Here is a 25,353-nt window from a genome sequence, read left to right as displayed (position 1 = left end):
GGCGTGCTGCGATGTGGCCGGCGTGAATGTGCTGTGGCAGCGACATGCAGGTGAAGGCGCTCGGCAGGGTGAGCCAACGGTCTTCAAAGCGCCCATCGATCAACGGCGTCATACCCGACGTCTTCCCGGCTAAAGCCGGTCCTACGAAAAACTCGCGGCGTCCGTAGGACCGGCTTAAGCCGGGATGAGGCCAGTGCATGCTGTGGAGATGCAATGACCGGAATAAGTCATCGCGAGCAAGCTCACTCCTACAGGTTGAGCGGTGGCATTTGGGTTGTGTTGCAGCCGGTCAGGTTAGACTTTGTCGTCTTTGTCTGACGAGCCATGCCATGCTGCCCGACGCTCCGCTGCACCGCCTTGATCTTGACTGGCTCCGCGAGTCCGGCGTCGACGTCGCCATTCTGCGACTGGATCTGATCGACCCGCTCATCAGCGGCAACAAATGGTTCAAGCTCAAGCATCACCTGCGCGCTGCGAATGATGCCGGGGCCGAGGGTGTGATCAGCCTTGGCGGGGCGCATTCCAACCATCTTCATGCGCTGGCGGCGGCCGGCAAGCGCTTCGGTTTCGCCACCGTCGGCCTGCTGCGCGGTCACCCCGTCGAAACCCCCACGGTGCTCGATCTGCATGCCTTCGGCATGGAGTTGCACTGGCTCGGGTATGCCGGGTATCGCGCGCGTCACGAAGCGGATTTCTGGCTGCCCTGGCGCCAGCGATACCCGCAGCTTCACCCGGTTCCTGAGGGCGGGGGCGGGGTGGATGGCGCTTCGGGCTGTGCCGACATTGTGGTTCAGGCGCGTCGCCAGCTCGGCCATATCGGATGGGACGACTACGACGGTTGGTGGCTGGCCTGCGGAACCGGGACGACCCTGGCCGGCCTGGTGCTGGCGGAATCGCAGGGACGCAAGGCCTACGGCGCGATGGCGGTGCCCGAGGGGCATGGCGTCGCGCAACACATTCAGCAGATGCTCGGGTCCTCGATGGATCGGGCTTACGAGTTACTCGACGCAAGCCGAGGCGGCTTCGCCAGAACCGATCCGGAACTGCTGACGTTCATCGCCGAATGTGAGTCGCAAAGCGGCATTCCCTTCGAGCCGCTGTACACCGGCAAGGCGTTGCTGGCGCTGCGACAGGCTGTGGAAGCGGGGCAACTGGCCGACGGTTCGAAACTGATTTTCGTGCACACCGGCGGCCTGCAGGGCAAACGAGGTTTCACAGGCGAGCGTCGACGCTGATTCAACCCATCACGCCCGCTGAGGGCACACATTCAGACGCCAGACGCTGAGACATCTGCCGGGCACGGCGATAAAGCGTCCACGGCCCTCTCACCTGCGCTGGCACGAATCCTGCGGAACAGACACCTCGACAGGTCGGTCCTGAGTACGTCGGCGACTCTTCTGGAGTAAGGCGACCCAGGCGCTGTATCGATAATCGGATTTTCTCCCACGCGCGCCGAGGTATGCATGACAACTCCAGCCATCGAGCAGGTCGACCCTGCCACTTTGAGAAAAGTCATCGTTGCGGCCGCCATCGGCAATTTCGTCGAATGGTTCGACTTCGCGGTCTACGGCTTTCTCGCCACCACTATCGCCCAACAGTTCTTCCCCAGCGGCGATGCCAGCGCCGCGTTATTGAAAACCTTCGCGGTGTTCGCCGTGGCTTTCGCCTTCCGGCCGCTGGGCGGTGTGTTCTTCGGCATGCTGGGCGACAAGATCGGGCGCAAACGAACGCTGGCGTTCACCATCCTGCTGATGGCCGGCGCCACAACGATCATCGGCTTGTTGCCCACGTACGCCGCAATCGGCGTGATGGCGCCGATTCTGCTGACGATCATCCGCTGCGCCCAAGGCTTCTCAGCGGGCGGCGAATATGCGGGCGCCTGCGCCTACCTCATGGAGCACGCCCCGCGCACCCAGCGCGCGTGGTACGGCAGCTTCGTCCCGGTCTCGACCTTTTCCGCGTTCGCTGCGGCGGCCATCATTGCCTACGCACTCGAAGCTTCGCTGTCTGGCGAAGCCATGAGCAGTTGGGGCTGGCGCTTGCCGTTTCTGATCGCCGCGCCGCTGGGGCTGGTTGGCCTGTATCTGCGCTGGAAACTGGACGAGACGCCGGCCTTTCAGGCGGTGACGCAAGAGCATGCCGTCGCCCACTCGCCGCTTAAGGAAACCCTGCGCAACCATGGCGCCGCGATCTGTTGCCTGGGCGCGTTCGTGTCGCTGACCGCGCTGTCGTTCTACATGTTCACGACTTACTTCGCGACCTACCTGCAAGTCGCCGGTGGGCTCAGCCGCGCGACGGCCTTGCTGGTTTCCCTGATCGCCTTGCTGTTCGCGGCAGCGATCTGTCCACTGGCCGGGGCGTTTTCCGACAAAGTGGGACGACGCAAGACACTGATCAGCACCTGCGTCCTGCTGATCGTGGTCGTGTATCCGTCTTTCCTGATGGCGAGTTCCGGCTCCTTCACCGCCTCGATCATCGGCGTCATGCTGCTGGCGGTAGGCGCCGTATTGTGTGGCGTGGTGACCGCTGCGTTGTTGTCGGAAACCTTTCCGACACGCACTCGCTACACCGCCTCGGCGATCACCTACAACATGGCGTACACCATCTTCGGTGGCACAGCGCCCTTGATGGCGACGTGGTTGATCGGCGTGACCGGCAGCAATCTGTCTCCCGCGTTTTACCTGATCGTCGTGTCGCTGCTTGCGCTGGCGGGCGGCTTGGCACTGCCGGAAACGTCTAAGGTTTCGCTGCATGACGTTGAAGGCTCGTTGCTGCCCAAAGCTGCACTTCAGGCCGCGGCGTGATTCAGGGGAATTGACAGGCGCGCATTCACCCGCGCGCCTGTCCGGCTCGTTGCATCAGATCGCGCAGAGGGGATGTATCAGGGAGGGCTGTGAACCTGTGAAAACGTGTGGCGGTGGGCATCGGCGCAACAAAAAATGGCACCGGCGCCCCAAAAAATGGCACATTGGCGACCCCTTGTGCCGCTGACATCTTTTGTAATGACCTGCGCGCGGCACATCAATCGTTCGATGGATGAACCCTGATGGCCGTCACCAGCCCTTCGACCGCGACCACCGCAACGCCCCAGTCCAGCCCTCTGGTGCTGCGCATCATCGGCGCCGTGGCGCTGGCGCATCTGCTCAATGACCTGATCCAGTCGATTCTGCCGTCGGTCTATCCGATGCTCAAAGCCAGCTATGGCCTGAGTTTCACCCAAGTCGGGCTGATCACCCTGACCTTCCAGATCACGGCCTCCCTGTTACAGCCGTGGGTCGGTTATTACACCGATCGCCACCCCAATCCGCTGGTGCTGCCTGTCGGATCTCTGTGCATTCTGGCGGGTGTGCTGATGCTGGCGACGGTAGGAAGCTTTCCGCTGATCCTGCTGGCGGCGGGATTGATCGGCATTGGCTCCTCGACCTTTCATCCGGAAGCATCACGTATCGCCCGGCTGGCGTCCGGTGGACGCTTTGGCCTGGCGCAGTCGACCTTTCAGGTCGGTGGTAACAGCGGCTCTGCCATCGGGCCGCTGCTGGCGGCGGCGATCATCATCCCCTTCGGACAAGGGCACATCGCCTGGTTCGGCCTGGTGGCGTTGTTTTCGGTGGGCCTGCTGTACGCGATCAGCCGCTGGTACAAGGCGCATCTGGCGTTGTTTAGGCTCAAGGCCGGTCAGGCCGCAACCCACGGGTTGTCGAAAGGGCGTGTGACGGCAGCGCTGGTGGTGCTGGCGCTTCTGGTGTTCTCCAAATACTTCTACATGGCCAGTTTCACCAGTTACTTCACCTTTTTTCTGATCGAAAAATTCCAGCTGAGCGTCGCCAGTTCACAGCTGCACCTGTTCCTGTTCCTGGCAGCCGTGGCGGCGGGCACGTTTTTCGGCGGTCCGATCGGCGACAAGATCGGTCGTAAAGCGGTGATCTGGTTCTCGATTCTTGGTGTTGCGCCGTTCACCCTCGCGCTGCCGTACGCCGACCTGTTCTGGACCAGCGTTCTGAGCGTGATCATCGGCTTCATTCTGGCGTCGGCGTTTTCCGCCATTGTCGTGTATGCGCAGGAGCTGGTACCAGGGAATGTCGGCATGATTGCCGGCATCTTCTTCGGCCTGATGTTCGGCTTCGGCGGGATTGGCGCCGCGTTGCTCGGCCATCTTGCCGACCTGCACGGCATCGTTTACGTCTACACCCTGTGTTCGTTCCTGCCGCTGCTCGGCATCCTCGCCATCCTGCTTCCGAGTACCCGACATTGATCCTGATCGCCGCCCTCATTTTTCTCGTCACCATCACGCTGGTGATCTGGCAACCAAAAGGGCTGGGTGTCGGCTGGAGCGCGACATTCGGTGCAGTGCTGGCGCTGCTGGCCGGGGTGGTCCATCCGGTCGACATCGTGCAGGTATGGCACATCATCTGGAACGCCACCGGCACGTTCATCGCGCTGATCATCATCAGCCTGTTGCTGGATGAGGCCGGCTTCTTCAACTGGGCGGCATTGCACGTCGCGCGCTGGGGGCGGGGCAAGGGTCGTCGGCTGTTCTCGTTCATCGTGCTGCTCGGCGCCCTGGTTTCCGCGCTGTTCGCCAACGACGGCGCCGCGTTGATCCTCACGCCGATTGTCATGTCGATGCTGCTGGCATTGCGTTTTTCGGCGGCCACCACGCTGGCGTTCGTCATGGCCGCAGGGTTCATCGCCGACACCGCGAGCCTGCCGCTGGTGGTGTCGAACCTGGTCAACATCGTGTCCGCCGACTACTTCGGCATCGGTTTCAACCGCTACGCCTCGGTGATGGTGCCGATCAATCTGGTCAGCGTGGCGGCGACGCTCGTGGTCTTGCTGGTGTTCTTTCGCCGCGACATTCCGGCCACGTTCGATGCCTCGCAACTGGCCGAGCCGTCCTCGGCGATTCACGACCGGGCCACGTTCATGACCGGCTGGTGGGTATTGTGCATTCTGCTGGTGGGGTGCTTCGCCCTTGAGCCGCTGGGCATTCCGATCAGCGCCATCTCGGCGGTCTGCGCGGCGATCCTGCTGGGCGTGGCCGCCAGAGGTCATCAGATCTCGACGCGCAAGGTCATGAAAGGCGCACCGTGGCAGATCGTGATTTTCTCGCTGGGCATGTACCTGGTCGTCTACGGCCTGCGCAATCAGGGCCTGACCACGTACCTTGCGACCTGGCTTGACCGCTTCGCCGAACACGGCCTGTGGGGCGCGGCAATGGGGACCGGAGTGCTCACTGCGCTGCTGTCTTCGGTGATGAACAACCTGCCGACGGTATTGATCGGGCTGTTGTCCATCGACGCAAGCCACGCCCAGGGCCCGCTGCAGGAAGCAATGATTTATGCCAACGTCATCGGCAGCGATCTGGGGCCGAAAATCACGCCTATCGGCAGCTTGGCGACGTTGTTGTGGCTGCACGTGCTGGCGCGCAAGGGCGTCAGCATCGGCTGGGGTTATTACTTCCGCGTTGGCATCGTGCTGACACTGCCGGTGCTGTTGATCACCCTGGCGGCGCTGGTGCTGCGATTGAGTGTGTGACGTCGACAGCGTCGCACTGGGCGGGCCAGATATCCGACACCAGAAACAGCCGCTCGGCTTCCAGCCAATGGCCATCGGCGTGCTCGGTCAGGCGCACCAGTAACTGCGCCGGCGCCAGCGGGTCGAGTCGTTCCAGCCATGCGTCGAAATGGCTGACGCTCCACGCTTCTTCGTACCGCGCGGGCGCCAGCCAGGCCGGACGCGGCAGCAGTTGCCAGCGTCCTTGCGCACCGCTGGCGGCAAAGCTGGGCCAGTCCTTTCGGTGCACCCATTGTCCGCGGGCGTGGTCTTCAGCGGCCTCGTCAGGTGCGGCCGTGGTGATGGGCCAGGGATAAAACAGGTAGCCACCCAGCCACAGTTCGGCCTTCAGCCCCTCGGCGCTCGACGGCTCGATGCCTGACGCCGCCAGCGCCTGGCGGCTTTCAGCGCGTGCGGAAATCGGCAACTGGTGGGTATTCAGGTGCGCCAGCTTCAAGTCCAGCCGATCGTGAGAGCCCGGTCCCAGCCAGTTTTCCGTGCGGCGGCCGTCAGCGTCTTCCTGGCCGAGGTAGAACTTGACCGCCAGTTCGACGTGATGAACACCTTCGCGATCACGCAGCAGCATGTCGAGCTCGCCCAGCGTATGGCCGGCGACGCGGATGGGCAGGTTGGCAGCGATCATCTCGACGCCTGGCGCATGCTCAATCGCAAATTGCCACAGGCGCTCGTAATACAGGCCCAGACGACGAATCGAGCTTTTCGCGAGCCAGTCCTGCAAGGCGCTGCTGTCGTCATCCAGTCGTTGCAGAAACGCCGCAAGCGCTTGCGGCTCCTCTACCCAGCCGCTGGCGCTCAGCGGGTGGCGCTGCGGCCATTCGGTGACGGCAAGCATGGGCGGTGACAGGATCACCCACGCCAGGTCACGCACCGCAGGCGTGCGCAATTGACGGGGCAGGGCGGTGAGGGTCGGGAATGGGGTCATCGGCTGAGGATAGCAGGACGCGTCCAGGTGGATTATCAGGAGGAAATGCGAAACGTATTCAATACCTCATGCATTACCTCATGCATTCATCAGGCCGATCACGTTTGTTGGTTTGCCGCTGCCGACCCCTTCGCCCATAATCGCCTACTTTATAGACGTGCATCGAACCTGCGGGAGCCCCATGGAGCAATTTCGTAACATCGGCATCATTGGTCGCCTGGGCAGTTCCCAAGTTCTCGAGACCGTTCGCCGACTCAAGAAATTCCTGATATCGCGGCATCTGCACGTCATCCTCGAAGACACCATCGCTGAAGTGCTGCCCGGGCACGGGCTGCAGACGTCCTCGCGCAAGATGCTCGGCGAGGTCTGCGACATGGTCATCGTCGTCGGCGGTGATGGCAGCCTGCTGGGCGCCGCGCGCGCGCTGGCCAAACACAATGTGCCGGTGCTGGGGATCAACCGCGGCAGCCTGGGATTTCTCACCGACATTCGCCCCGATGAACTGGAAGTGAAAGTCGCCGAGGTGCTGGACGGCCACTATCTGGTGGAAAACCGCTTCCTGCTGCAGGCCGAAGTCCGCCGTCATGGCGAGGCCATCGGTCAGGGCGACGCCCTCAATGACGTGGTGCTGCACCCTGGCAAGTCCACGCGCATGATCGAATTCGAGATCTACATCGACGGGCAGTTCGTCTGCAGCCAGAAGGCCGACGGGCTCATCGTCGCCACGCCCACCGGATCGACCGCCTACGCGCTGTCGGCGGGCGGACCGATCATGCACCCCAAGCTGGACGCCATCGTCATCGTGCCGATGTACCCGCACACGCTGTCCGGAAGGCCGATTGTCGTCGATGGAAACAGTGAGCTGAAAATCGTTGTCTCAAAGGACATGACGATTTACCCACAGGTTTCCTGCGATGGACAGAATCACTTCACCTGCGCACCGGGTGACACCGTGACCGTGAAAAAGAAGCCCCAGAAGCTGCGACTCATTCACCCGCTCGATCACAATTATTACGAAGTCTGCCGGACCAAACTCGGTTGGGGCAGTCGGCTTGGCGGCGGGAGCGACTGATGCTCGATCCCGCGCGTAGCTACGATCTGATCGGTGACGTGCATGGATGTGCCCAGACCCTTGAGCACTTGCTCGACACCCTTGGTTACCGCTTTCAGGCTGGCGTCTGGCGCCACCCTGAACGCATCGCCCTGTTTCTGGGCGACATCATCGACCGCGGCCCTCGCATTCGCGAAGCGCTGCACATCGTTCACGACATGGTTGAGGCCGGTCAGGCGTTTTGCATCATGGGCAACCATGAATTCAACGCCCTGGGCTGGAGCACGCCGGCGCCGCCGGAAAGCGGCAAGCAGTTCGTGCGTGAACACACTCCGCGTCATGCGCGGCTGCTGGGTGAAACGCTGGCTCAGTTCGAGCAGCATCCCGGTGACTGGAAAGATTTTCTGAAATGGTTCTACGAACTGCCGCTGTTCATCGACGCCGAGCGTTTTCGGCTGGTGCACGCGTGTTGGGACGCCAGTCTGATCGAGCCGCTGCGCAGTCGTCACGGCGACGGCCGGGTCGATCAGGCGTTCGTGCAGGCCTCGGCCATTCAGGGCAGCTTCGCCAGTGGGGTGTTCGACCGCCTGCTGCGCGGGACCGACATGCGCTTGCCCCATGGCATGACCTTGACCGGCGGCGATGGCCTGACCCGCGCCTCGTTCCGCACCAAGTTCTGGGAAGACGATCCGCAGACCTATGGTGACGTCGTGTTCCAGCCAGATGCGCTGCCGGAGCCTGTCGCGAAACGGCCGCTGTCGGACAGCGAAAAAAGCGCATTGCTGCGTTATGGCGTCGACGAGCCGTTGCTGTTCGTCGGTCATTACTGGCGCAGCGGCATTCCCGCGCCGATCCGTCCCAACCTGGCGTGCCTGGATTACAGCGCGGTGCTGTACGGCAAGCTGGTGGCGTACCGGCTGGACCAGGAAACCCGAATAGACCCGAGCAAGTTCGTCTGGGTCGACGTCACGCGGCCGGAGACTGCCCGATGAACCCGGTTGCCGTACTACGTCTGCCGCTGAACACCGATCTGAGCGGTTTTGTCGAATTGCTTCGCCGCCTTAATGTGCCTCATCGGGTCAGTGAGGAAGCGGGAGAGCAGGTGCTCTGGGTGCCCGATGCGCCGCAACTGGCCGACGACATTCGTCAGTTGTATCAGCAATACCCGCAGGGCGACCCGACTGCACAGTTGCCACCCGGTCGGGAAGTGGTGGCATTGACCCGGCCGAGTCCGCTGGTTCAGGTCCGCAGCAGCCCGGTGACCAGCGTGATCCTGCTGCTGTGCCTGATCGTGGCGGGCGTGACGCTGCTGGGCGACAATTTCGAAGCGCTCAGCTGGCTGACCTTCAACGACTTCCGGGTCAGTGGCGATTACGTCATGTTCACGCCGGTTCAGATGTCGCTGGCAGCGGGACAATGGTGGCGCGTCGTGTCGCCGATGCTGATTCACTTCGGTCTCTTGCATCTGGTCATGAACGCGCTGTGGTTCTGGGAGCTGGGACGGCGCATCGAAATGCGTCAGGGCAGCTGGCAGTTGCTGGGTCTGACGCTGGCATTCGCCGCTTTTTCGAACTACGGCCAGTATTTCTGGAGCGGTCCGAGCCTGTTTGGCGGCTTGTCAGGCGTGCTTTACGCCCTGCTCGGTCATTGCTGGCTCTTTCAATGGCTGGCGCCAAACCCCATATATCGTCTGCCGCGCGGTGTGCTGGTGATGATGCTGGGTTGGCTGGTGCTGTGCATGTCCGGCCTGATCAGCCTGCTCGGTTTCGGCGAAATCGCCAACGGCGCGCATGTCGGCGGACTGATCATCGGTTGTGCAACAGGTCTTGTGGGCGGTGCATTGGCCCGCCGTACACATTAAAATCGCCCGCTTAATTCTGGGAGAAACCCATGTCTTCGTTTGTAGAAATGATTGAAAACATCACCCCGGACATCTACGAGAGCCTGAAACTGGCCGTGGAAATCGGCAAGTGGTCCGATGGCCGCAAGCTGACTCAGGAACAACGTGAACTGTCGCTGCAGGCGCTCATCGCCTGGGAAGTGCGCAATGTGCCGGAGGACCAGCGCATTGGTTACATGGGGCCGCAGGAATGCGCCTCCAAATCCGCACCGGTGCCCAATATCCTGTTCAAATCGGACGCTATCCATTGATCGAGATTGGCCGCGGATCCGTTAATAAAATGTCGGCGCGTCTGGACGCCTCGAACGTTGAATACGCTTTTCGTCTGGGTGAGTCGGAAATTCCGGTCAACCCGCTGATCGGCAAGACTGTGCGGCTGGAGTATCTGGGCGCCATTCACTGCAGCCATTGCGGGCGTCGGACCAAGACCAGCTTCAGCCAGGGTTATTGCTACCCGTGCATGCAGAAGCTGGCGCAATGCGATATCTGCATCATGAGCCCTGAGAAATGCCATCACGAACACGGCACGTGCCGCGATCCTTCGTGGGGCCAGCAATTCTGCATGACTGACCATGTGGTTTATCTGGCCAATTCGTCGGGCGTCAAAGTCGGCATCACCCGCGCCACGCAGTTGCCGACACGCTGGCTGGATCAGGGCGCCAGTCAGGCCCTGCCGATCGTGCGTGTGGCAACCCGTCAGCAGTCCGGGTTCGTCGAGGACCTGTTTCGCAGCCAGGTGGCGGATCGCACCAACTGGCGGGCGCTGCTTAAAGGTGATGCCCCATCGGTTGACCTCAGTGCCATCCGTCAGCAATTGTTCGAGTCCTGCGCCGAAGGTCTGACCGCGCTGCAAACGCGTTTCGGCCTGCAGGCAATTCAGTTGCTGCACGATGTCGAGCCCATCCAGATTCGTTACCCGGTCGAGGCTTATCCGACCAAGATCGTCAGCTTCAATCTGGACAAAGATCCCATCGCCGAAGGCACGCTGCTGGGCGTCAAGGGTCAATACCTGATCTTCGACACGGGCGTGATCAACATCCGCAAGTACACGGCGTATCAACTTGCCGTGCACCAGTAGCCGTGTAACAGAAAAAGCATAAGGACAGAATCATGCGCACCGAACAGCCGAAAATGATTTACCTGAAGGATTATCAGGCGCCTGAGTACCTCATCGACGAGACGCACCTGACATTCGAATTGTTCGACGACCACTCGCTGGTGCACGCGCAGTTGGTCATGCGTCGCAATCCCGAGCGAGGCGCCGGCTTGCCTCCGCTGGTTCTGGACGGCCAGTTGCTGGAGCTGCTGTCGGTCAAGCTGGCCGACGTGGACCTGGCGCCCGGCGATTACCAGCTGACGCCCGACAGCCTGACGATTCAGCCTGAATCCGCGACCTTCACCCTGGACACCAGCGTGAAGATCCACCCGGAAACCAACACCGCGCTGGAGGGCTTGTACAAGTCCAGCGGCATGTTCTGTACGCAGTGCGAGGCCGAGGGTTTCCGCAAGATCACCTATTACCTCGATCGCCCGGACGTGATGAGCACCTTCACCACGACGGTCATTGCCAACAAGCAGGCGTTTCCGATCCTGCTGTCCAACGGCAACCTGATCGACCTGGGCCCTGAAGGCGACGACCGCCACTGGGCGACCTGGGAAGACCCGTTCAAGAAGCCGGCTTACCTGTTCGCGCTGGTCGCAGGAGATTTGTGGTGCGTCGAAGACACCTTCGTCACCATGAGCCAGCGCAAGGTCACGCTGCGCATCTTCGTCGAGCCCGAAAACATCGACAAATGCCAGCACGCGATGGACAGCCTGAAGAAGTCCATGCGCTGGGACGAAGAGGTGTATGGCCGCGAATACGATCTGGACATCTTCATGATCGTCGCGGTCAACGACTTCAACATGGGGGCGATGGAAAACAAGGGCCTGAATATCTTCAACTCCAGCGCCGTGCTGGCCCGCGCCGAAACCGCAACTGACGCTGCGCACCAGCGCGTCGAAGCCATTGTCGCCCACGAATACTTCCATAACTGGTCGGGCAACCGCGTGACCTGCCGCGACTGGTTCCAGCTGTCGCTCAAGGAAGGCTTCACGGTCTTCCGCGATTCGGGCTTCTCGGCCGACATGAACTCGGCGACGGTCAAACGCATCCAGGACGTTGCCTACCTGCGCACCCACCAGTTCGCCGAAGACGCCGGCCCGATGGCCCACGCCGTTCGCCCGGACAGCTTCATCGAGATCTCGAACTTCTACACCCTGACCGTGTACGAAAAAGGCTCGGAAGTCGTCGGCATGATTCATACCTTGCTGGGCGCAGAGGGCTTCCGCAAAGGCAGCGATCTGTATTTCGAGCGCCATGACGGTCAGGCCGTGACGTGCGACGACTTCGTCAAAGCGATGGAAGACGCCAACGGCGTCGACCTGACCCAGTTCAAGCGCTGGTATTCCCAGGCCGGCACGCCACGTCTGGCGGTGACCGAGTCCTATGACGCATCGGCCAAGACCTACAGCCTGACGTTCCGCCAGTCCGCGCCCACCACGCCAGGCCAGCCCGGCGAGGCCAAAAAGCCTTTCGTCATCCCGGTTTCACTGGGCTTGCTGGACAAGCAAGGCAACGAAATTCCCCTGCGCCTGCAGGGCGAGACAGCCGCATCGGGTCATTCGCGCGTGATCTCGGTCACCGAGGCCGAGCAGACCTTCACCTTTGTCGACGTCGCCGAACAGCCGCTGCCTTCGCTGCTGCGCGGCTTCTCGGCACCGGTCAAGCTGAGCTTCCCGTACAACCGCGATCAGCTGATGTTCCTGATGCAGCACGACAGCGACGGTTTCAATCGCTGGGATGCCGGTCAACAACTGTCGGTTCAAGTGTTGCAAGAATTGATCGCCCAGCATCAGAAAGGCGAGCCATTGGTTCTGGATCAACGACTGATGACCGCGTTGGGCACGGTGCTGGCGGATGAAAGCCTGGATCAGGCCATGGTCGCGGAAATGCTGTCCCTGCCGGGCGAGGCGTATCTGATCGAGATCAGCGAAGTGGCGGACGTCGATGCCATTCACGCTGCCCGTGAGTTTGCCCGCAAGCAACTGGCGAATGGCCTCAGTGACGCGCTGTGGAAGCGCTACCAGACTAACCGCGAGCTGTCGAAAACGACCGCATACGTGGCCGAGTCCGAGCACTTTGCCCGCCGCGCGCTGCAGAACATCGCACTGTCTTACCTGATGCTTACGAAAAGGCAGGACGTGCTGGCCGCCGCGATCGACCAGTTCGATACCGCCGACAACATGACCGAACGCCTTACTGCCCTTGCGGTGCTGGTCAACTCGCCATTCGAGGACGAGAAAGCCAAGGCGCTCGCGGTGTTCGCCGAGAACTTCAAAGACAACGCGCTGGTCATGGATCAGTGGTTCAGCGTGCAGGCTGGCAGCACGCTGCCGGGCGGTCTGGATCGTGTGAAAGCACTCATGCAGCACTCGGCCTTTACCCTGAAGAACCCGAACAAGGTCCGTGCCCTGATCGGTGCATTCGCCGGGCAAAACCTGATCAACTTCCACGCCGCCGATGGCTCGGGTTATCGCTTCCTGGCCGATCTGGTCATCGAACTGAACGGCTTCAATCCGCAGATCGCCTCCCGTCAACTGGCGCCACTGACCCGCTGGCGCAAATACGACAGCGCGCGTCAGGCACTGATGAAAGCCGAACTGGAGCGCATCCGCGCATCCGGCGAACTCTCGCCCGACGTGTATGAAGTGGTGAGCAAAAGCCTGGCTGATTGATCGATCACCCGGGGTAAGAAGGGCCTTGCGTGAGAGCGGAAGGCCCTTTTTTTGCGCGTTTTTCTTTCCGCTTTTCTTATAAAACTCTTCCTGGTTTCTCCCGGCACCATCACCACGGACTGCGTGGCAATCAATTGTTGTAGGCAATTTCCATCACCCAATGTCTGGCTTTCATACGACACAGTAGGAGCGGGCCGGCAGAAACATCCTTCAGTGACGTTCATTCTTTAAACGCTTTGTTGCGGCAGGTCGCTGGCGCAACGCACATCCTCTTATGAAAGGTGCGGAAGTGTTGATGAAGGGACGGAATACGCTGTTGATGCTGGGGCTGGTCGCGTTTGGTCATGAGGCGATGGCGACCGCTCAGGTTACGGGTGAGCAACGGTTTGAGCTGGGCAGTATCGAGATGAACCTGGGCGTCGGGCTGTTGAACGGTCAGGCTCGCGAGAAGGTGTTTCACCCGGACAACGGCAAAAAGATCAGCCAGTTGAACTGGGACATGAAGCAGGTTCCCACGTTGCATCTGGGCCTGACGTACTATCCGGCGCATTGGCTTTCCCTCGATCTGCGTGGCTGGACGGCAGTCACCAAGGGCAACAGCCATATGAAGGACTACGACTGGTTGAAAGGCGACCACACAAACTGGAGTCACTACTCCGATCATCCTGATACCCGCGTCGAAAAGGCTTGGCAGGCCGACATTGCGGGCACCGCCTGGCTCTTCAAAAACGCACACGCTGCCATCGGCGCCACGATCGGTTACCAGCGCAGTCAATATGGCTGGGAATCACGCGGCGGGCATTACACGTACTCCTCCGGAGCCGGATATCGCGACATTTCCGGAAAGTTTCCGGACGCGGAAAAGAGTATCGGCTATGAACAGACGTACGACACACCTTATGTCGGGCTGGTAGGGCTGCTGCATTTTCGAGACTGGAGCCTGGAAGGTCGTTTCAAACACAGTCAGTGGGTCAGGGCTCGGGCGGTCGACCAGCATTATCTGCGCGACACAACCTTCACCGACCACAATGGAAACTCGGGGCGTATGCAAAGCTTTGCCTTGGCATTGTCCTATCGCTTCAACCCTCAGTTGTCGATGAAGGCCGGCGTGGATCACCAGGTTTACGCCGAATCCAGGGGCAGCATGGCGGTAGAGGACAGGGAGGAAGGTCAAACCGATCACTATTCGGGCAAAGTTGCCGGACAATCTGCGCGGACCACCCTGTCGACGCTGGCGGTCAGTTATGCGTTCTGACGATCGACCCTGCCAACGCTAATCCTCGCAAGCCTGACCCTGTCATCAGTCAGATCCTCAGGCGCGCGCGGCCGCAAATGCATGGCCAGGACAGTGGCCATGCGTCGCCCGAGACGGCCACTGATGGGCTCCCCGCACCTCAGCCATGGGCAAGGAGCACGAAAGATGGCGCTTTGCTTGTATGTTGCTCCACAGCCAATTCCAGCGTCTAGAGTTCTCAATCAATCCTGGTGATAACGCTGCAATCACCGGGTCGTTGCTTAACAAAAGATAACGTCATGTCGATTGTCATACGTTTCCAAAGCTGGATAGGATGGGTTCGCTTCGGCAGGGCCATGTCGTACGCGAGCTAGAGCGCTTGCGGCTTTCGACGGGGGCTGCGGAGAACCCAATAAAAATAAAGGAAGGGGAAGCTCCATGCGTGAGCCAGTCATTCGGCGCACTCGGTCCGCGGTCATTCGAGGCAGTGACAATTCCCGGACGTCGCACACGGGCAAGCCTCTGAACACGATGTTGTCGTTGCTCATCTCAATGACCTTCTGCGGCGCTGCGCTCGCCGCCGACAGCACGCCAGCTGATGCGCCCGCCAACGCCGGGGACTCCGCTGTTTTCGCCCTCGAATCCGCCAAAGCTTCCCGCAGTCTGTTGCTGGACGTGACCCATGCCGGCAAGCGCGTGGTCATGGTGGGGGATCGCGGCCACATTCTCTTTTCCGATGACGAGGGCAGAACCTGGACCCAGGCGAAAGTGCCGACGCGCCAGTTGCTGACAGCGGTTTACTTCGTCGACGACCAGCACGGCTGGGCGGTCGGCCATGACGCGCAGATCCTCGCCAGCAACGACGGCGGAGCTTCCTGGAGCAAACAGTTCGAAGACCTCAAGCGTGAAGCGCCATTGCTGGACGTCTGGTTCAAAGACCTGCAGACCGGCATCGCTGTGGGTGCTTACGGCGCATTACTGGAAACCACCGACGGCGGCCAGCACTGGCAGGACATCGGCGAGCGTCTCGATAACGAAGACCAGTTTCACCTCAACGGCATCGCCTACGTGAAGGACGCCGGACTGTTCGCCGTAGGAGAGCAGGGCAGCATGTTTCGCTCGCCCGATGACGGCCAGACCTGGGAAAAACTCGAAGGCCCTTATCAGGGTTCGCTGTTCGGCGTGGTCGGCACCTCACAGGCCAACACGCTGCTGGCGTACGGTCTGCGCGGCAACCTGTTCCGCTCCACGGATTTCGGCAGTCACTGGGAACCCGTTGCGCTGCAAGGCGAACGCGGGCCGCTGGAATTCAGTATCGCCAACGCCTCGCTGTTGCCGGACAACTCAATAGTGCTCGTAGGAAATGGCGGTAGCGTGATGCGCAGTACCGACGATGGGGAGAGCTTCACGGTCTCGAACCGCTCGGACCGTATTTCGCTCGCCGGCGTCACCGAGGACGATAAGGGCAATCTGATTCTGGTGGGACAGGGCGGCGTTCGCGTCACCTCGCCAACGGGCGCCGATGTCGCTCAACAATAAGAACCGACCAGGCCAGGACGCTTTCCCATGACCAATCTTCAACAGCATCACGACAAGCCGACACTGCTGGAACGCCTGATCTTCAACAATCGGCCGACAGTGATCGGCCTTTGCCTGCTGGTCAGTATTTTCCTGTTCTGGCAGGCCACCCTGGTGCGCCCCTCCACCAGCTTCGAAAAGATGATCCCGCTCGGGCATCCGTTCATTCAGAACATGATGGAACACCGCAACGATCTGGCCAACCTGGGCAATACGGTCCGGATTTCAGTGGAGGCCCGGCAGGGCGATATCTTCTCCAAGGAGTACATGGAGACCCTGCGGCAGATCAACGACGAGGTGTTCTACATTTCCGGCGTCGACCGGTCGGGCCTCAAGTCGCTCTGGAGCCCGAGCGTGCGCTGGACAGAGGTCACCGAGGAGGGTTTTGCCGGTGGCGAGGTGATCCCGCAGAGCTACGACGGTTCGCAGGAGAGCCTCGACAAGCTGCGCAATAACGTTCTGAAATCCGGGCAGGTGGGTCGTCTCGTCGCCAACAACTTCAAGTCCAGCATCGTCGACGTGCCGCTGCAGGAGTTCTATCCGGATCCGGCCGACCAGAGCAGGCTGTTGCCGCTGGACTATCGCCAGTTTTCCCATCAGCTCGAAGAAAAGATCCGCGACAAATACGAAGCACAGAACCCCAATGTCGACATCCACATCGTCGGCTTCGCCAAGAAAGTCGGTGACCTGATCGACGGCCTGATCATGGTCGTCATGTTCTTCGGGGTCGCGTTTCTGATCACGCTGGTGCTGCTGATGTGGTTCACCCGCTGCCTGCGCAGCACGATTGCCGTGTTGAGCACGACGCTGATCGCCGTGATCTGGCAGTTGGGGCTGATGCATGTCGTGGGATTCGGGCTCGATCCTTACTCGATGCTGGTGCCGTTTCTGATCTTCGCGATCGGTATCTCCCACGGCGTGCAGAAGATCAACGGCATTGCGCTGCAATCGAGTGACGCCGAGAACGCCCTGACGGCGGCACGACGCACGTTTCGCCAGCTCTTTCTGCCGGGAATGATCGCGATTCTGGCCGACGCCGTAGGGTTCATCACGTTACTGATCATCGACATCGGGGTGATCCGCGAGTTGGCCATTGGCGCCTCGATCGGCGTCGCGGTGATCGTATTCACCAACCTGATCCTGCTGCCAGTGGCGATTTCCTACGTCGGCATCAGCAAAAAAGCCGTGGTGCGCAGCAAGCTGGACGCCGTACGCGAGCATCCGTTCTGGCGACTGTTGTCGAACTTTGCCGCGCCGAAGGTCGCGCGGGTGTCGGTAATCCTGGCGCTGGTGGCGTTGGGTGCAGGCCTCTGGTACGGGCACAACCTGAAGATCGGCGATCTTGATCAAGGGGCGCCGGAGCTGCGGCCGGATTCGCGGTACAACCAAGACAACAACTTCATCATCAGCAACTACTCGACCAGTTCCGATGTGCTGGTGGTCATGGTCAAGACACCGCCCGAGGGCTGCTCTGCCTTTCAGACGCTGTCGGCGATCAACGAGTTGTCGTGGAAAATGGAAAATACGCCGGGCGTGCAATCGGCCATTTCACTGGTCACTGTGTCCAAGCAAGTGATCAAGGGCATGAACGAGGGCAACCTGAAATGGGAGTCGCTGTCGCGCAACAAGGACGTGCTCAACAGCTCCATTTCCCGGGCGGACGGGCTGTACAACAACACCTGCTCGCTGGCGCCGCTGCTGATTTTCCTCAACGACCACAAGGCAGAAACCCTGGACCGAGCGGTGCATGCGGTGCAGGAATTCGCGCAGCAGAACAACAAGGAAGGCCTGGAATTCCTGCTGGCGGCGGGTAACGCCGGAATCGAGGCCGCGACAAACGAGGTGATCAAGCAGGCTGAGCTGACGATTCTGATCCTGGTGTACATCTGCGTGGCCGTGATGTGCATGATCACTTTCCGCTCGTGGGCCGCGACGTTGTGCATCGTCTTGCCGCTCGTCCTGACCTCGGTGCTGGGCAACGCGCTGATGGCATTCATGGGCATTGGCGTCAAGGTCGCGACCTTGCCGGTGGTGGCGCTGGGCGTAGGGATCGGCGTCGATTACGGCATCTACATCTACAGCCGTCTGGAGAGTTTCCTGCGTGCGGGGCTGCCGTTGCAGGAGGCGTATTATGAGACGCTGAAATCGACCGGCAAGGCTGTGCTGTTCACCGGCCTGTGCCTGGCGATCGGGGTGTGCACGTGGATTTTCTCGGCGATCAAGTTCCAGGCCGACATGGGCCTGATGCTGACGTTCATGCTGCTGTGGAACATGTTCGGCGCCCTGTGGCTGTTGCCAGCGCTGGCGCGTTTCCTCATCAAACCGGAGAAGATGGCCGGCAAGGTCGGCAACTCGCTGTTCTCGCACTGATCGACCGGGAACAAGAAAACCGCAGGCCGTACGCTGCCTGCGGTTTTTTCATGAGGGCGAAGCACGGGGCACTCGCCGCAACTGCCCGGTACAGCCAACCTGTATTTTTCGCCCAGCCTGTCAGTTGTAGACGAAGAAACCTCGTCCGCTCTTACGTCCCAGATAGCCTGCGGCGACCATTTCCTTGAGCAGCGGGGCAGGGCGGTATTTGCTGTCGTTGAAGCCGTCATGGAACGCTTCGACAATGGCCAGCAATGTGTCCAGGCCGATCAGGTCCGCCAGGGCCAGCGGACCGATTGGCTGGTTGCAGCCCAGGCGCATGCCGTCGTCGATGTCCTGTGCAGTCGCCAAGCCTTCCTGCAGCACCAGAATCGCTTCGTTGATCATCGGCACCAGGATCCGGTTGACCACAAAGCCTGGGCGGTTACCTGCCGTAATCGCGGTCTTGTTCAGGCGTTCGGCCAGCTTGATCGCGGCGACGTGGGTTTCATCGGCCGTCTGCAAGCCGCGGATGACTTCGATCAGGCCCATCATCGGCACCGGATTGAAGAAATGCAGCCCGATGAAACGCTCCGGAAATTCCACGCTGGCCGCCAGCTCCGTGATCGACAGCGACGAGGTGTTGGAGGCAATCACGCAGTCCCGCCCCACATGACTGGCGATCATCTTCAACAGCCGCAGCTTGAGGTCCAGGTTCTCGGTGGCTGCCTCGATCACCAGTTGCGCGCCGTCCAGCTGCGCGTAGTCGGTGGTCGTCTGAATACGTTGCAAGGCGGCTTGCGCAAGATCGTTGTCGATCGTCTGCTTGTTCACCTGACGTTCGAGGTTCTTGCGCACGGTCGCGACACCGCGCTCCAGCGCCGTGTCGGAAATATCCACCAGTGTCACGTCAAAACCCGCGACGGCGCACACCTGGGCGATGCCGTTGCCCATGGTGCCGGCGCCGATCACGGCAATGTGTTGCAGGCTCATTGGAGACTCCCCGCTCAAACGCGTTCGAAGATGACAGCGATGCCCTGACCGCCGCCGATGCACATGGTCACCAGTGCGTAGCGGCCCTGAATCCGGTGCAGCTCGTGAATCGCCTTGGTCGCAATGATGGCGCCCGTCGCGCCGACCGGGTGGCCCAGCGAAATGCCGGAGCCGTTAGGGTTGACCTTTTCCGGATCGAAACCCAGCTCGCGAGCGACCGCGCAGGCCTGTGCGGCGAAAGCCTCGTTGGATTCGATCACGTCCAGGTCTGCGACGGTCAGGCCTGCGCGTTCCAGAACCTTGCGGCTGGCGGGAATCGGCCCCAGGCCCATCATCGATGGCTCGACCCCGGCGTGCGCGTACGCGACCAGGCGCGCGAGCGGCTTGAGGCCCTGTTCGCGGACCATCTCGCCACTGGCCATCACCAGCGCTGCGGCGCCATCGTTCAAGCCCGACGCGTTGCCGGCGGTCACGGTGCCGTCTTTCTTGAATGCGGTTTTCATTTTTTCCAGCTGCTCGGCGGTGACATCGCCGCGCACGTGTTCGTCCTGAGCGAAGGTCACGGTGCCTTTGCGGGTGGCGATTTCAATGGGCACGATCTGACCTTCGAAGCGGCCTTCGGCAATGGCCCGGGCCGCGCGCTGCTGGCTGGAGAGCGCCAATGCATCCTGCTCGGCTCGGGTGATGCCGTAGTTCTCTGCGATGTTTTCGGCGGTGATGCCCATGTGGATGTTGGCGAACGGATCGTGCAGCGCGCCGAGCATGTAGTCGTACGCCTGAACGTTGCCCATGCGCGCACCCCAGCGGGCTTGCGGCATGATATAAGCGCCGCGGCTCATGGATTCGGCGCCGCCGGCCAGCACCGCTTTGGCGTCGCCGAGCATCACCGACTGGGCGGCCGACACGATGGCCTGCAGACCCGAGCCGCACAGGCGGTTGACGTTCATGGCCGGGGTTTCCTTGGTCAGGCCCGCTTCAAGGGCGATGACGCGGGACAGGTAGGCATCGCGCACTTCTGTCGGAATGACATGACCCATGACCACGTGGCCGATGTGCTCGGCGGCGAGCCCCGACCCGGCAATGGCAGCGCGGCTGACCTGGGTGCCCAGTTCGATGGGCGAGACATCCTTGAGGGAACCGCCGAATCCACCGATGGCGGTGCGCAGCGCGCTGACGACGAAAACTTCGGTAGTGCTCATGTCGACTCCTGAAACCTGTTGTATTTAGGGTGGGCAGCACCGACAGACGGCATTTCGGCCAAGGGCTGATTGCGGGCAAGTCTAGATCGACGTTTGCAGCGGGCCTATGCCAAAACTGTCCAGATCAGTTGGCGTTCTTTACCATCACGGTCTGGCCAGTGGCGCATACCAATAAGAGGAAAAGCTGCTCATGCGGGAAAAGGATTCAGTGTCGATTTATTTCGTCCAGTTGGTGGTGCACGCCTTGCGGGACGAACCGTTACGCCTGCAATCGGTGCTGGAAGCGGCGGGTATCGACATGGCCCTGCTCGATGATCCGGCCGCCAGGGTGTCGGCCAGCGCGTTCGCAGCGCTGTGGCTCATTCAGATCAAGGAGCTGGGCGATGAGTTTTTCGCCCTCGACTCGCACGGCATGCCGTTGGGCAGCTTCGCCTTGATCTGCCGGGCGCTCATTCAGGAACCGAACCTTGAAAAAGCGCTGCGCCAATGCCTGAACAATTTCGGCCTGTTCCTGCGCGATTTTCGCGGCAGCCTCATCGTGCGCGGCCAGCGAGCGGTGATTGCCGTGGAGACCCGCACCGACGATCCCGTCAAGCAACGCTTTGGCGAAGAAACTTTTCTGCTGCTGATGATCAGCCTGCTGTGCTGGCTGGGCGGACGACGGATCACCATTGACCGCGCGCAGTTTCGCCAGCACCGCGAGCGACTCAGCGACGACTCGCTGCTGTGGGGATTCAACCTGAGTTTTGGCGAGCAGCGCACCGAGATCGAGTTCTCCAGCCATTACCTGCGTTTGCCGGTGGTGCAGTCGCTGCCGTCGCTCAAATCGTTTCTGCGCACTGCGCCGCAGTGGCTGGTGATCCGCTTCCGCAATCAGCGCGGGCTGGCGGCGCAGGTGTATCAGCGTCTTCGCAACAGCCATTACGGTCACTGGCCGACCCTGCTGGAGATGGCCGATGAACTGAAACTCAGCCCGACCACCTTTCGGCGCCGTCTGGAGCGTGAGGGCTGTGCGTTTCAGGGCATCAAGGACGATGTCAGGCGTGGCATCGCGCAGCAGACGCTGCGTGAAACCGACATGAGCGTGGTGGACATCGCCGCGCTGGTCGGCTTTCAGGAGCCCAGCGCGTTTCACCGGGCGTTCAAGAAATGGACCGGGCAGAGTCCGGGACACTATCGGGCGGCGGCGATGCCCGTCTCGCCCGACGATTTCTGACGCGTCAGCGCAGCCACACGCTTCGCCAGTCTTCCAGGCAGCGTCCGTCGAGGACCCGGTTTTCCAGCGTCTCGCGTTGCAGCGTGTCACCGGCCAGCGCCAGCGCATCGGTATCTTTGACGTAGCCGCGGATGGTTTCGATCCAGCGCTCGGGTTGATTCGTCAGGCGCAGGACAGGCAGTGAGTCGGCGCCGGGCGAACTGTCGCTGCAAACCACCGGGAAGCCGCAGGCACCGAATTTCAGCACGCGGCCCTGACTTTGAGCATTACGCAGGTCGTTCTGCCGATGCGGGAGTAATGCCAGATCCAGATTCATCGCGGCCATGGCCCCAGGTTCCAGATGCGCGAGCACGTGAGGGTGTATTTCATTAACGTAGGGCCGCAGCGCCATCGGGCACCACCCCATCACGATAAAGTCCACTTCATCTGCCATCGTACGAACGACCTTGTCCAGCAGCGCCAGATCCAGCTGCGGGTCATCGCCGCACCAACCCACGCGCATCTTGCCACCCACGCGCCGTTGCGCATAAATGCCCTGCTTCCATTCGACGGGCAGGCAGTCCGAGGCGACCCGGATATCAGGGTGCAGACCGGCCAGCGACTCAGCCAGGGCCGGCGAAGATACCACCACTCGCTCGACCAGCCCCAGGCTTTGCACAAAGGCCGGATCGCTTGTTCCTGATGCCGGCAGACGGTCCAGGTCCAGGACGGTAAAAGCAGGGGAAAGCGACTTCATCACCCGCATGTTGTTGACGTCGGCCTCGGCGAGTGGCTGTTGAAACACCACCGTGTCGGGACGCAGGCGCTCGAGTTCCACAAAGTCGAGCAGCCTCTGCGAGACGGCACCGTCCAGCCTGGCCTGCTCGCGTAGCGCGTTGAGGGGAGCGGTGAGGCGCTGATCGCTGGGCTGCCACTGCAATAGGCGTTGCACCAGAACCAATGGAAGCGGTCGCCACGGCAACGGGCGCCAGGTGAGGTCAACGTTGTTTTCAAGCTCGAAGCCGGTCCTGCTCACGGCAAAGTTGGGGTTATAGGCAGGGTCGTGGGCCATGACCGCCAGCCAGCGTCGGTACATGGCCAGTTGTTCGCCACGGAATCGTTCTATCTTCTGCCATCCGGCGTGCGGGTCGATCTGGATCTGGCTGACGCTGGATTCGTGCAGCAATCGCGCATGGGGTGTCCAGACCACCAAATAGCCCGCCTCGCGGACCCTGAGGCAAAAATCTACATCGTTGTAGGAAACCTTGAAGTGCGTTTCCTCCAACCCGCCAAGCTCCAGATACAGCGATTTGCGCACCATCATGCAGGCAGCGGTCACCACGCTGTAATCCTGATCGACCTGCAGGCGCTGCATATAGCCAGCGCTCTCGAAGGGAGCGCCCACGAAGACGTGATAGGCCGGACCTGCGATGCCCATGACCACGCCGCCATGCTGGATCGCGCCGTCCGGAAACAGCAATTTCGCCCCGACCACGCCCACCTCGGGGCGCATCCCGTGGTTGAGCAGATTATCCAGCCAGTCGTCGTGGAGCACCGCAGTGTCGTTGTTCAGCAGCACCAGATATTCGCCACGGGCGTGGCGGGCCGCCATGTTGTTGATTTCCGAATAGTTAAACGGGAAGGGGTGGCGCAACACGCGCACCTTCTCGCTTTGCATGCTTTCCACCCCCGCCAGCCATTCCAGCGCGTCGGCTTCCACGCTGTTGTTATCGATGATGATGATTTCGTAGTGGCTGTAGGCGGTCTTTTCCAGGACGCTTTCGACACAGCGGCTGAGAATACCCAGTTGGTCCTTGGTTGGAATCAGGATCGAAACCAGGGGACGTTCCGTGTGCTGGTAGCGAATCTGGTAGAGGCCGGGCGCGGTCTCGCAGACCTGGCTGTCGACGTAGCCACGGGCATGCAGGTGTCGACTCAGCGCGCGGACCTCGGCGTCGCCCTGGTCGAGGCGTTCATCTCGCTCGGCGTCCACGGCGTCGCAGATCAGCAGCGGGTCGGCGAGGTGATGCAGGTCCGCCACGCCCTCGTTCTCGATCAGCCGCAGGATCAGATCCAGCTCCATGGCGTTGCCCGCATCCGGATCGAAGCCGTCAATGCCCAGGATGGTCTGGCGATGGAAAACCCAGTGCCTGCTCATTGCCGAGGGGTAGCTGAGCAAATAGTCCAGGTTGAAATCCGGGCGAAACGCCGTCTCGTGCCGCCCTTCGGTGAAACGGTGCAGTTCGTCGGCGAACAAAGCCGGGCATTGGGTCAGGTCAGGGAGTTTGAGCCGCAGCCTGGAAATCCCGTGGGCAGTGAAACTGGCGCCTGCCTCGACAATGATGAACCAGTCGCAATAATGCGTTTCAAGCAAACCGTTGAGCGCCAGGGCCGTTTGCCCTGCCACGCCGCCACGCCATTGCAGAGGCCCGCTGACGTCAAGGCCGGCAGGCGCCTCTCGCTCAGACAGCACCATCACGTTGAGCGCAGGGGACAGCGCTTGATGGATCAAAATGCTGTGCAGCGTGGCGTCGAGCTTGCGCGGCTGGCGTGCATCGTCCATCACGACGACCAGCAGCGAGGAGCCAGCGCTACTGGCTTCGAGCCGCTCATCGATCAGCTTCTGCTGGGTCGGATTGACGGTGCGCTGCGCCAGCCAGTGACCGACGCCGAACCCTAAGCCATCCCCGGAAGTCGAACCGGAATTGACGAAGTAGGGCAGCAGGTCAACTTCGCTGAAGCGGGTAGGCTCAGCCAGCGGCGCGATCTTGAGCATGCGGTATTCATCGAAACTTCTGGTCCAGCCCAGTTCGAGGATTCGCTGGCGAAAAACTCGCTGTGCCTGCTCCCCCAGATTGGGCTTGTTGCGGCCTTCGGCGCTGTATTGCGCACTGGAGACCCGAAAGAACGACAAAGCCTTGGCCAGCATCGCCACGTCGCCCATTCGCATCAGCTTCACGTAGATCGCCAGATCCCCGACCCACGTGATAGACGTGCCATTGAGGGCCATCAGATCGTCGCCGAAAGCCAGCACGTCCGCGCGTCGGACCATTACGCAACTGGGTTCGCCAATGAAATTGATCGGGAATTGCCCAAGAAACGACGCCAGTGGCGCTCCGGCCATGATCACGTCATGGGAGAAGGGGAAAAGGGTCGCCTGGTTATCGGGCTGAAGCTCGCCGTTCTCATCGATCATGCTGCGGCGCGAGCTGGCCAGCGTGACGTTCGGATGCGCTTCGAAGAGCGCTACCAGCGCGCTGATGCAGTCGCGGTCCAGCAGATCGTCGTCATACAGGAATTTGATGTATTCGCCGCGTGATTCCCGGATGCACCGGGCGACGTTGAGAGTTTCACCCAGCGGCGTCTGATTGCGCATATAGCGAATCGGCCATGGGCTCTGAGGCCGCAGTCGTTCAACGATCTGGTACATCGCATCGCTCTTGCAGTCATCGCAGATCACGATCTCGATCTGATCATGTGTCTGGCTGAAGGCACTTTGCAGCGTGGCTTCGAAGAAGTCGGGCTTGTAGGCCGGGATAGCGATGCTGACTAAACGGCGAAGGCTCATTCAAATACCTGAT

18 protein-coding genes are annotated in these 25,353 nt (G+C 61.1%); 14 read left to right on the top strand and 4 right to left on the bottom strand.

Features of this window, described 5'->3' with window-relative positions; genetic code table 11:
• The first annotated feature begins 329 nt into the window (after positions 1 to 329).
• From BMZ10_RS08645 to BMZ10_RS08630, 4 genes are all read left to right on the top strand, one after another.
• Positions 330 to 1,235 carry a 1-aminocyclopropane-1-carboxylate deaminase/D-cysteine desulfhydrase gene (locus BMZ10_RS08645; RefSeq protein WP_093459822.1) on the top strand — a complete coding sequence of 302 codons (906 nt, stop codon included), beginning with the start codon at positions 330 to 332 and terminating at the stop codon, positions 1,233 to 1,235.
• A gap of 228 nt (positions 1,236 to 1,463) precedes the next feature.
• On the top strand, positions 1,464 to 2,804 hold the full coding sequence (locus BMZ10_RS08640) for an MFS transporter (RefSeq protein ID WP_093459819.1): 1,341 nt from the start codon (positions 1,464 to 1,466) through the stop codon (positions 2,802 to 2,804).
• A gap of 242 nt (positions 2,805 to 3,046) precedes the next feature.
• The gene (locus BMZ10_RS08635; RefSeq protein WP_093459817.1) at positions 3,047 to 4,252 is read left to right on the top strand and encodes an MFS transporter; all 1,206 of its coding nucleotides are present in this window, start codon (positions 3,047 to 3,049) and stop codon (positions 4,250 to 4,252) included.
• Positions 4,252 to 5,535, top strand: a complete 1,284-nt coding sequence (locus BMZ10_RS08630; protein WP_093460181.1) for an arsenic transporter — start codon at positions 4,252 to 4,254, stop codon at positions 5,533 to 5,535. Before BMZ10_RS08635 ends, BMZ10_RS08630 begins: the two co-directional genes overlap by 1 nt.
• Here the strand turns inward: BMZ10_RS08630 and BMZ10_RS08625 are convergent.
• Positions 5,498 to 6,496 carry a DUF1853 family protein gene (locus BMZ10_RS08625; RefSeq protein ID WP_093459814.1) on the bottom strand — a complete coding sequence of 333 codons (999 nt, stop codon included), beginning with the start codon at positions 6,494 to 6,496 and terminating at the stop codon, positions 5,498 to 5,500. The two genes, BMZ10_RS08630 and BMZ10_RS08625, sit on opposite strands and share 38 nt — an antisense overlap.
• A 181-nt stretch (positions 6,497 to 6,677) precedes the next feature.
• On the opposite strand from BMZ10_RS08625, the gene BMZ10_RS08620 reads away from it, so the two are divergent.
• The 9 genes from BMZ10_RS08620 to BMZ10_RS08580 all read left to right on the top strand — a co-directional run bounded on the left by BMZ10_RS08620 (position 6,678) and on the right by BMZ10_RS08580 (position 18,406).
• Positions 6,678 to 7,568 carry an NAD(+) kinase gene (locus tag BMZ10_RS08620; protein WP_093459812.1) on the top strand — a complete coding sequence of 297 codons (891 nt, stop codon included), beginning with the start codon at positions 6,678 to 6,680 and terminating at the stop codon, positions 7,566 to 7,568.
• The gene (locus BMZ10_RS08615) at positions 7,568 to 8,539 is read left to right on the top strand and encodes a metallophosphoesterase (RefSeq protein ID WP_093459810.1); all 972 of its coding nucleotides are present in this window, start codon (positions 7,568 to 7,570) and stop codon (positions 8,537 to 8,539) included. The genes BMZ10_RS08620 and BMZ10_RS08615 overlap by 1 nt, the downstream gene beginning before the upstream one ends.
• Positions 8,536 to 9,408 carry a rhomboid family intramembrane serine protease gene (locus tag BMZ10_RS08610; protein WP_093459808.1) on the top strand — a complete coding sequence of 291 codons (873 nt, stop codon included), beginning with the start codon at positions 8,536 to 8,538 and terminating at the stop codon, positions 9,406 to 9,408. The genes BMZ10_RS08615 and BMZ10_RS08610 overlap by 4 nt, the downstream gene beginning before the upstream one ends.
• 29 nt (positions 9,409 to 9,437) lie before the next feature.
• A complete protein-coding gene (locus BMZ10_RS08605; RefSeq protein ID WP_093459806.1) occupies positions 9,438 to 9,698 on the top strand; it encodes a YeaC family protein in 261 nt (86 codons plus the stop codon).
• Complete coding sequence (locus BMZ10_RS08600) at positions 9,695 to 10,525, top strand: DUF2797 domain-containing protein (protein WP_177182064.1); 831 nt, start codon at positions 9,695 to 9,697, stop codon at positions 10,523 to 10,525. Before BMZ10_RS08605 ends, BMZ10_RS08600 begins: the two co-directional genes overlap by 4 nt.
• 32 nt (positions 10,526 to 10,557) lie before the next feature.
• Positions 10,558 to 13,224, top strand: a complete 2,667-nt coding sequence (gene pepN / locus BMZ10_RS08595) for an aminopeptidase N (protein ID WP_093459802.1) — start codon at positions 10,558 to 10,560, stop codon at positions 13,222 to 13,224.
• A gap of 295 nt (positions 13,225 to 13,519) precedes the next feature.
• On the top strand, positions 13,520 to 14,479 hold the full coding sequence (locus tag BMZ10_RS08590) for an omptin family outer membrane protease (RefSeq protein ID WP_177182063.1): 960 nt from the start codon (positions 13,520 to 13,522) through the stop codon (positions 14,477 to 14,479).
• A gap of 417 nt (positions 14,480 to 14,896) precedes the next feature.
• Positions 14,897 to 15,997, top strand: coding sequence for a WD40/YVTN/BNR-like repeat-containing protein (locus tag BMZ10_RS08585; protein ID WP_093459798.1), 1,101 nt, complete (start codon positions 14,897 to 14,899; stop codon positions 15,995 to 15,997).
• Positions 15,998 to 16,024: 27 nt separating this feature from the next.
• Positions 16,025 to 18,406 (top strand): efflux RND transporter permease subunit, encoded by a 2,382-nt coding sequence (locus BMZ10_RS08580; protein WP_093459796.1) that lies wholly within the window; start codon positions 16,025 to 16,027, stop codon positions 18,404 to 18,406.
• A 120-nt stretch (positions 18,407 to 18,526) separates the two neighbouring features.
• Here BMZ10_RS08580 and BMZ10_RS08575 read toward each other — a convergent pair whose 3' ends face one another.
• Together BMZ10_RS08575 and BMZ10_RS08570 are read right to left on the bottom strand one after the other, a co-directional pair.
• Positions 18,527 to 19,378, bottom strand: coding sequence for a 3-hydroxybutyryl-CoA dehydrogenase (locus BMZ10_RS08575; protein ID WP_093459794.1), 852 nt, complete (start codon positions 19,376 to 19,378; stop codon positions 18,527 to 18,529).
• Positions 19,379 to 19,392: 14 nt separating this feature from the next.
• On the bottom strand, positions 19,393 to 20,577 hold the full coding sequence (locus tag BMZ10_RS08570) for an acetyl-CoA C-acyltransferase family protein (RefSeq protein ID WP_093459792.1): 1,185 nt from the start codon (positions 20,575 to 20,577) through the stop codon (positions 19,393 to 19,395).
• A gap of 190 nt (positions 20,578 to 20,767) precedes the next feature.
• On the opposite strand from BMZ10_RS08570, the gene BMZ10_RS08565 reads away from it, so the two are divergent.
• Positions 20,768 to 21,793: an AraC family transcriptional regulator gene (locus BMZ10_RS08565; protein ID WP_093459790.1), complete on the top strand. Its 1,026-nt coding sequence runs from the start codon at positions 20,768 to 20,770 to the stop codon at positions 21,791 to 21,793.
• 4 nt (positions 21,794 to 21,797) lie between these two features.
• Here BMZ10_RS08565 and BMZ10_RS08560 read toward each other — a convergent pair whose 3' ends face one another.
• Positions 21,798 to 25,340, bottom strand: a complete 3,543-nt coding sequence (locus BMZ10_RS08560) for a glycosyltransferase family 2 protein (protein ID WP_093459788.1) — start codon at positions 25,338 to 25,340, stop codon at positions 21,798 to 21,800.
• Positions 25,341 to 25,353 lie beyond the last annotated feature (13 nt).

Source organism: Pseudomonas sp. NFR16, from assembly GCF_900108875.1.
Classification (GTDB): domain Bacteria; phylum Pseudomonadota; class Gammaproteobacteria; order Pseudomonadales; family Pseudomonadaceae; genus Aquipseudomonas.
The sequence above is the reverse complement of the archived record's forward strand: the minus strand, read 5'-3'. Positions and strand labels throughout refer to the sequence as shown.

What these genes read in the sequence shown, in the direction of transcription:
- BMZ10_RS08575 (WP_093459794.1), bottom strand. Translation starts at nt 19,378, where the DNA reads ATGAGCCTGCAACACATTGCCGTGATCGGCGCCGGCACCATGGGCAAC.
- BMZ10_RS08590 (WP_177182063.1), top strand. Translation starts at nt 13,520, where the DNA reads ATGAAGGGACGGAATACGCTGTTGATGCTGGGGCTGGTCGCGTTTGGT.
- pepN (WP_093459802.1), top strand. Translation starts at nt 10,558, where the DNA reads ATGCGCACCGAACAGCCGAAAATGATTTACCTGAAGGATTATCAGGCG.
- BMZ10_RS08620 (WP_093459812.1), top strand. Translation starts at nt 6,678, where the DNA reads ATGGAGCAATTTCGTAACATCGGCATCATTGGTCGCCTGGGCAGTTCC.
- BMZ10_RS08570 (WP_093459792.1), bottom strand. Translation starts at nt 20,577, where the DNA reads ATGAGCACTACCGAAGTTTTCGTCGTCAGCGCGCTGCGCACCGCCATC.
- BMZ10_RS08565 (WP_093459790.1), top strand. Translation starts at nt 20,768, where the DNA reads ATGCGGGAAAAGGATTCAGTGTCGATTTATTTCGTCCAGTTGGTGGTG.
- BMZ10_RS08560 (WP_093459788.1), bottom strand. Translation starts at nt 25,340, where the DNA reads ATGAGCCTTCGCCGTTTAGTCAGCATCGCTATCCCGGCCTACAAGCCC.
- BMZ10_RS08580 (WP_093459796.1), top strand. Translation starts at nt 16,025, where the DNA reads ATGACCAATCTTCAACAGCATCACGACAAGCCGACACTGCTGGAACGC.
- BMZ10_RS08645 (WP_093459822.1), top strand. Translation starts at nt 330, where the DNA reads ATGCTGCCCGACGCTCCGCTGCACCGCCTTGATCTTGACTGGCTCCGC.
- BMZ10_RS08585 (WP_093459798.1), top strand. Translation starts at nt 14,897, where the DNA reads ATGCGTGAGCCAGTCATTCGGCGCACTCGGTCCGCGGTCATTCGAGGC.
- BMZ10_RS08635 (WP_093459817.1), top strand. Translation starts at nt 3,047, where the DNA reads ATGGCCGTCACCAGCCCTTCGACCGCGACCACCGCAACGCCCCAGTCC.
- BMZ10_RS08605 (WP_093459806.1), top strand. Translation starts at nt 9,438, where the DNA reads ATGTCTTCGTTTGTAGAAATGATTGAAAACATCACCCCGGACATCTAC.
- BMZ10_RS08615 (WP_093459810.1), top strand. Translation starts at nt 7,568, where the DNA reads ATGCTCGATCCCGCGCGTAGCTACGATCTGATCGGTGACGTGCATGGA.
- BMZ10_RS08625 (WP_093459814.1), bottom strand. Translation starts at nt 6,496, where the DNA reads ATGACCCCATTCCCGACCCTCACCGCCCTGCCCCGTCAATTGCGCACG.
- BMZ10_RS08610 (WP_093459808.1), top strand. Translation starts at nt 8,536, where the DNA reads ATGAACCCGGTTGCCGTACTACGTCTGCCGCTGAACACCGATCTGAGC.
- BMZ10_RS08640 (WP_093459819.1), top strand. Translation starts at nt 1,464, where the DNA reads ATGACAACTCCAGCCATCGAGCAGGTCGACCCTGCCACTTTGAGAAAA.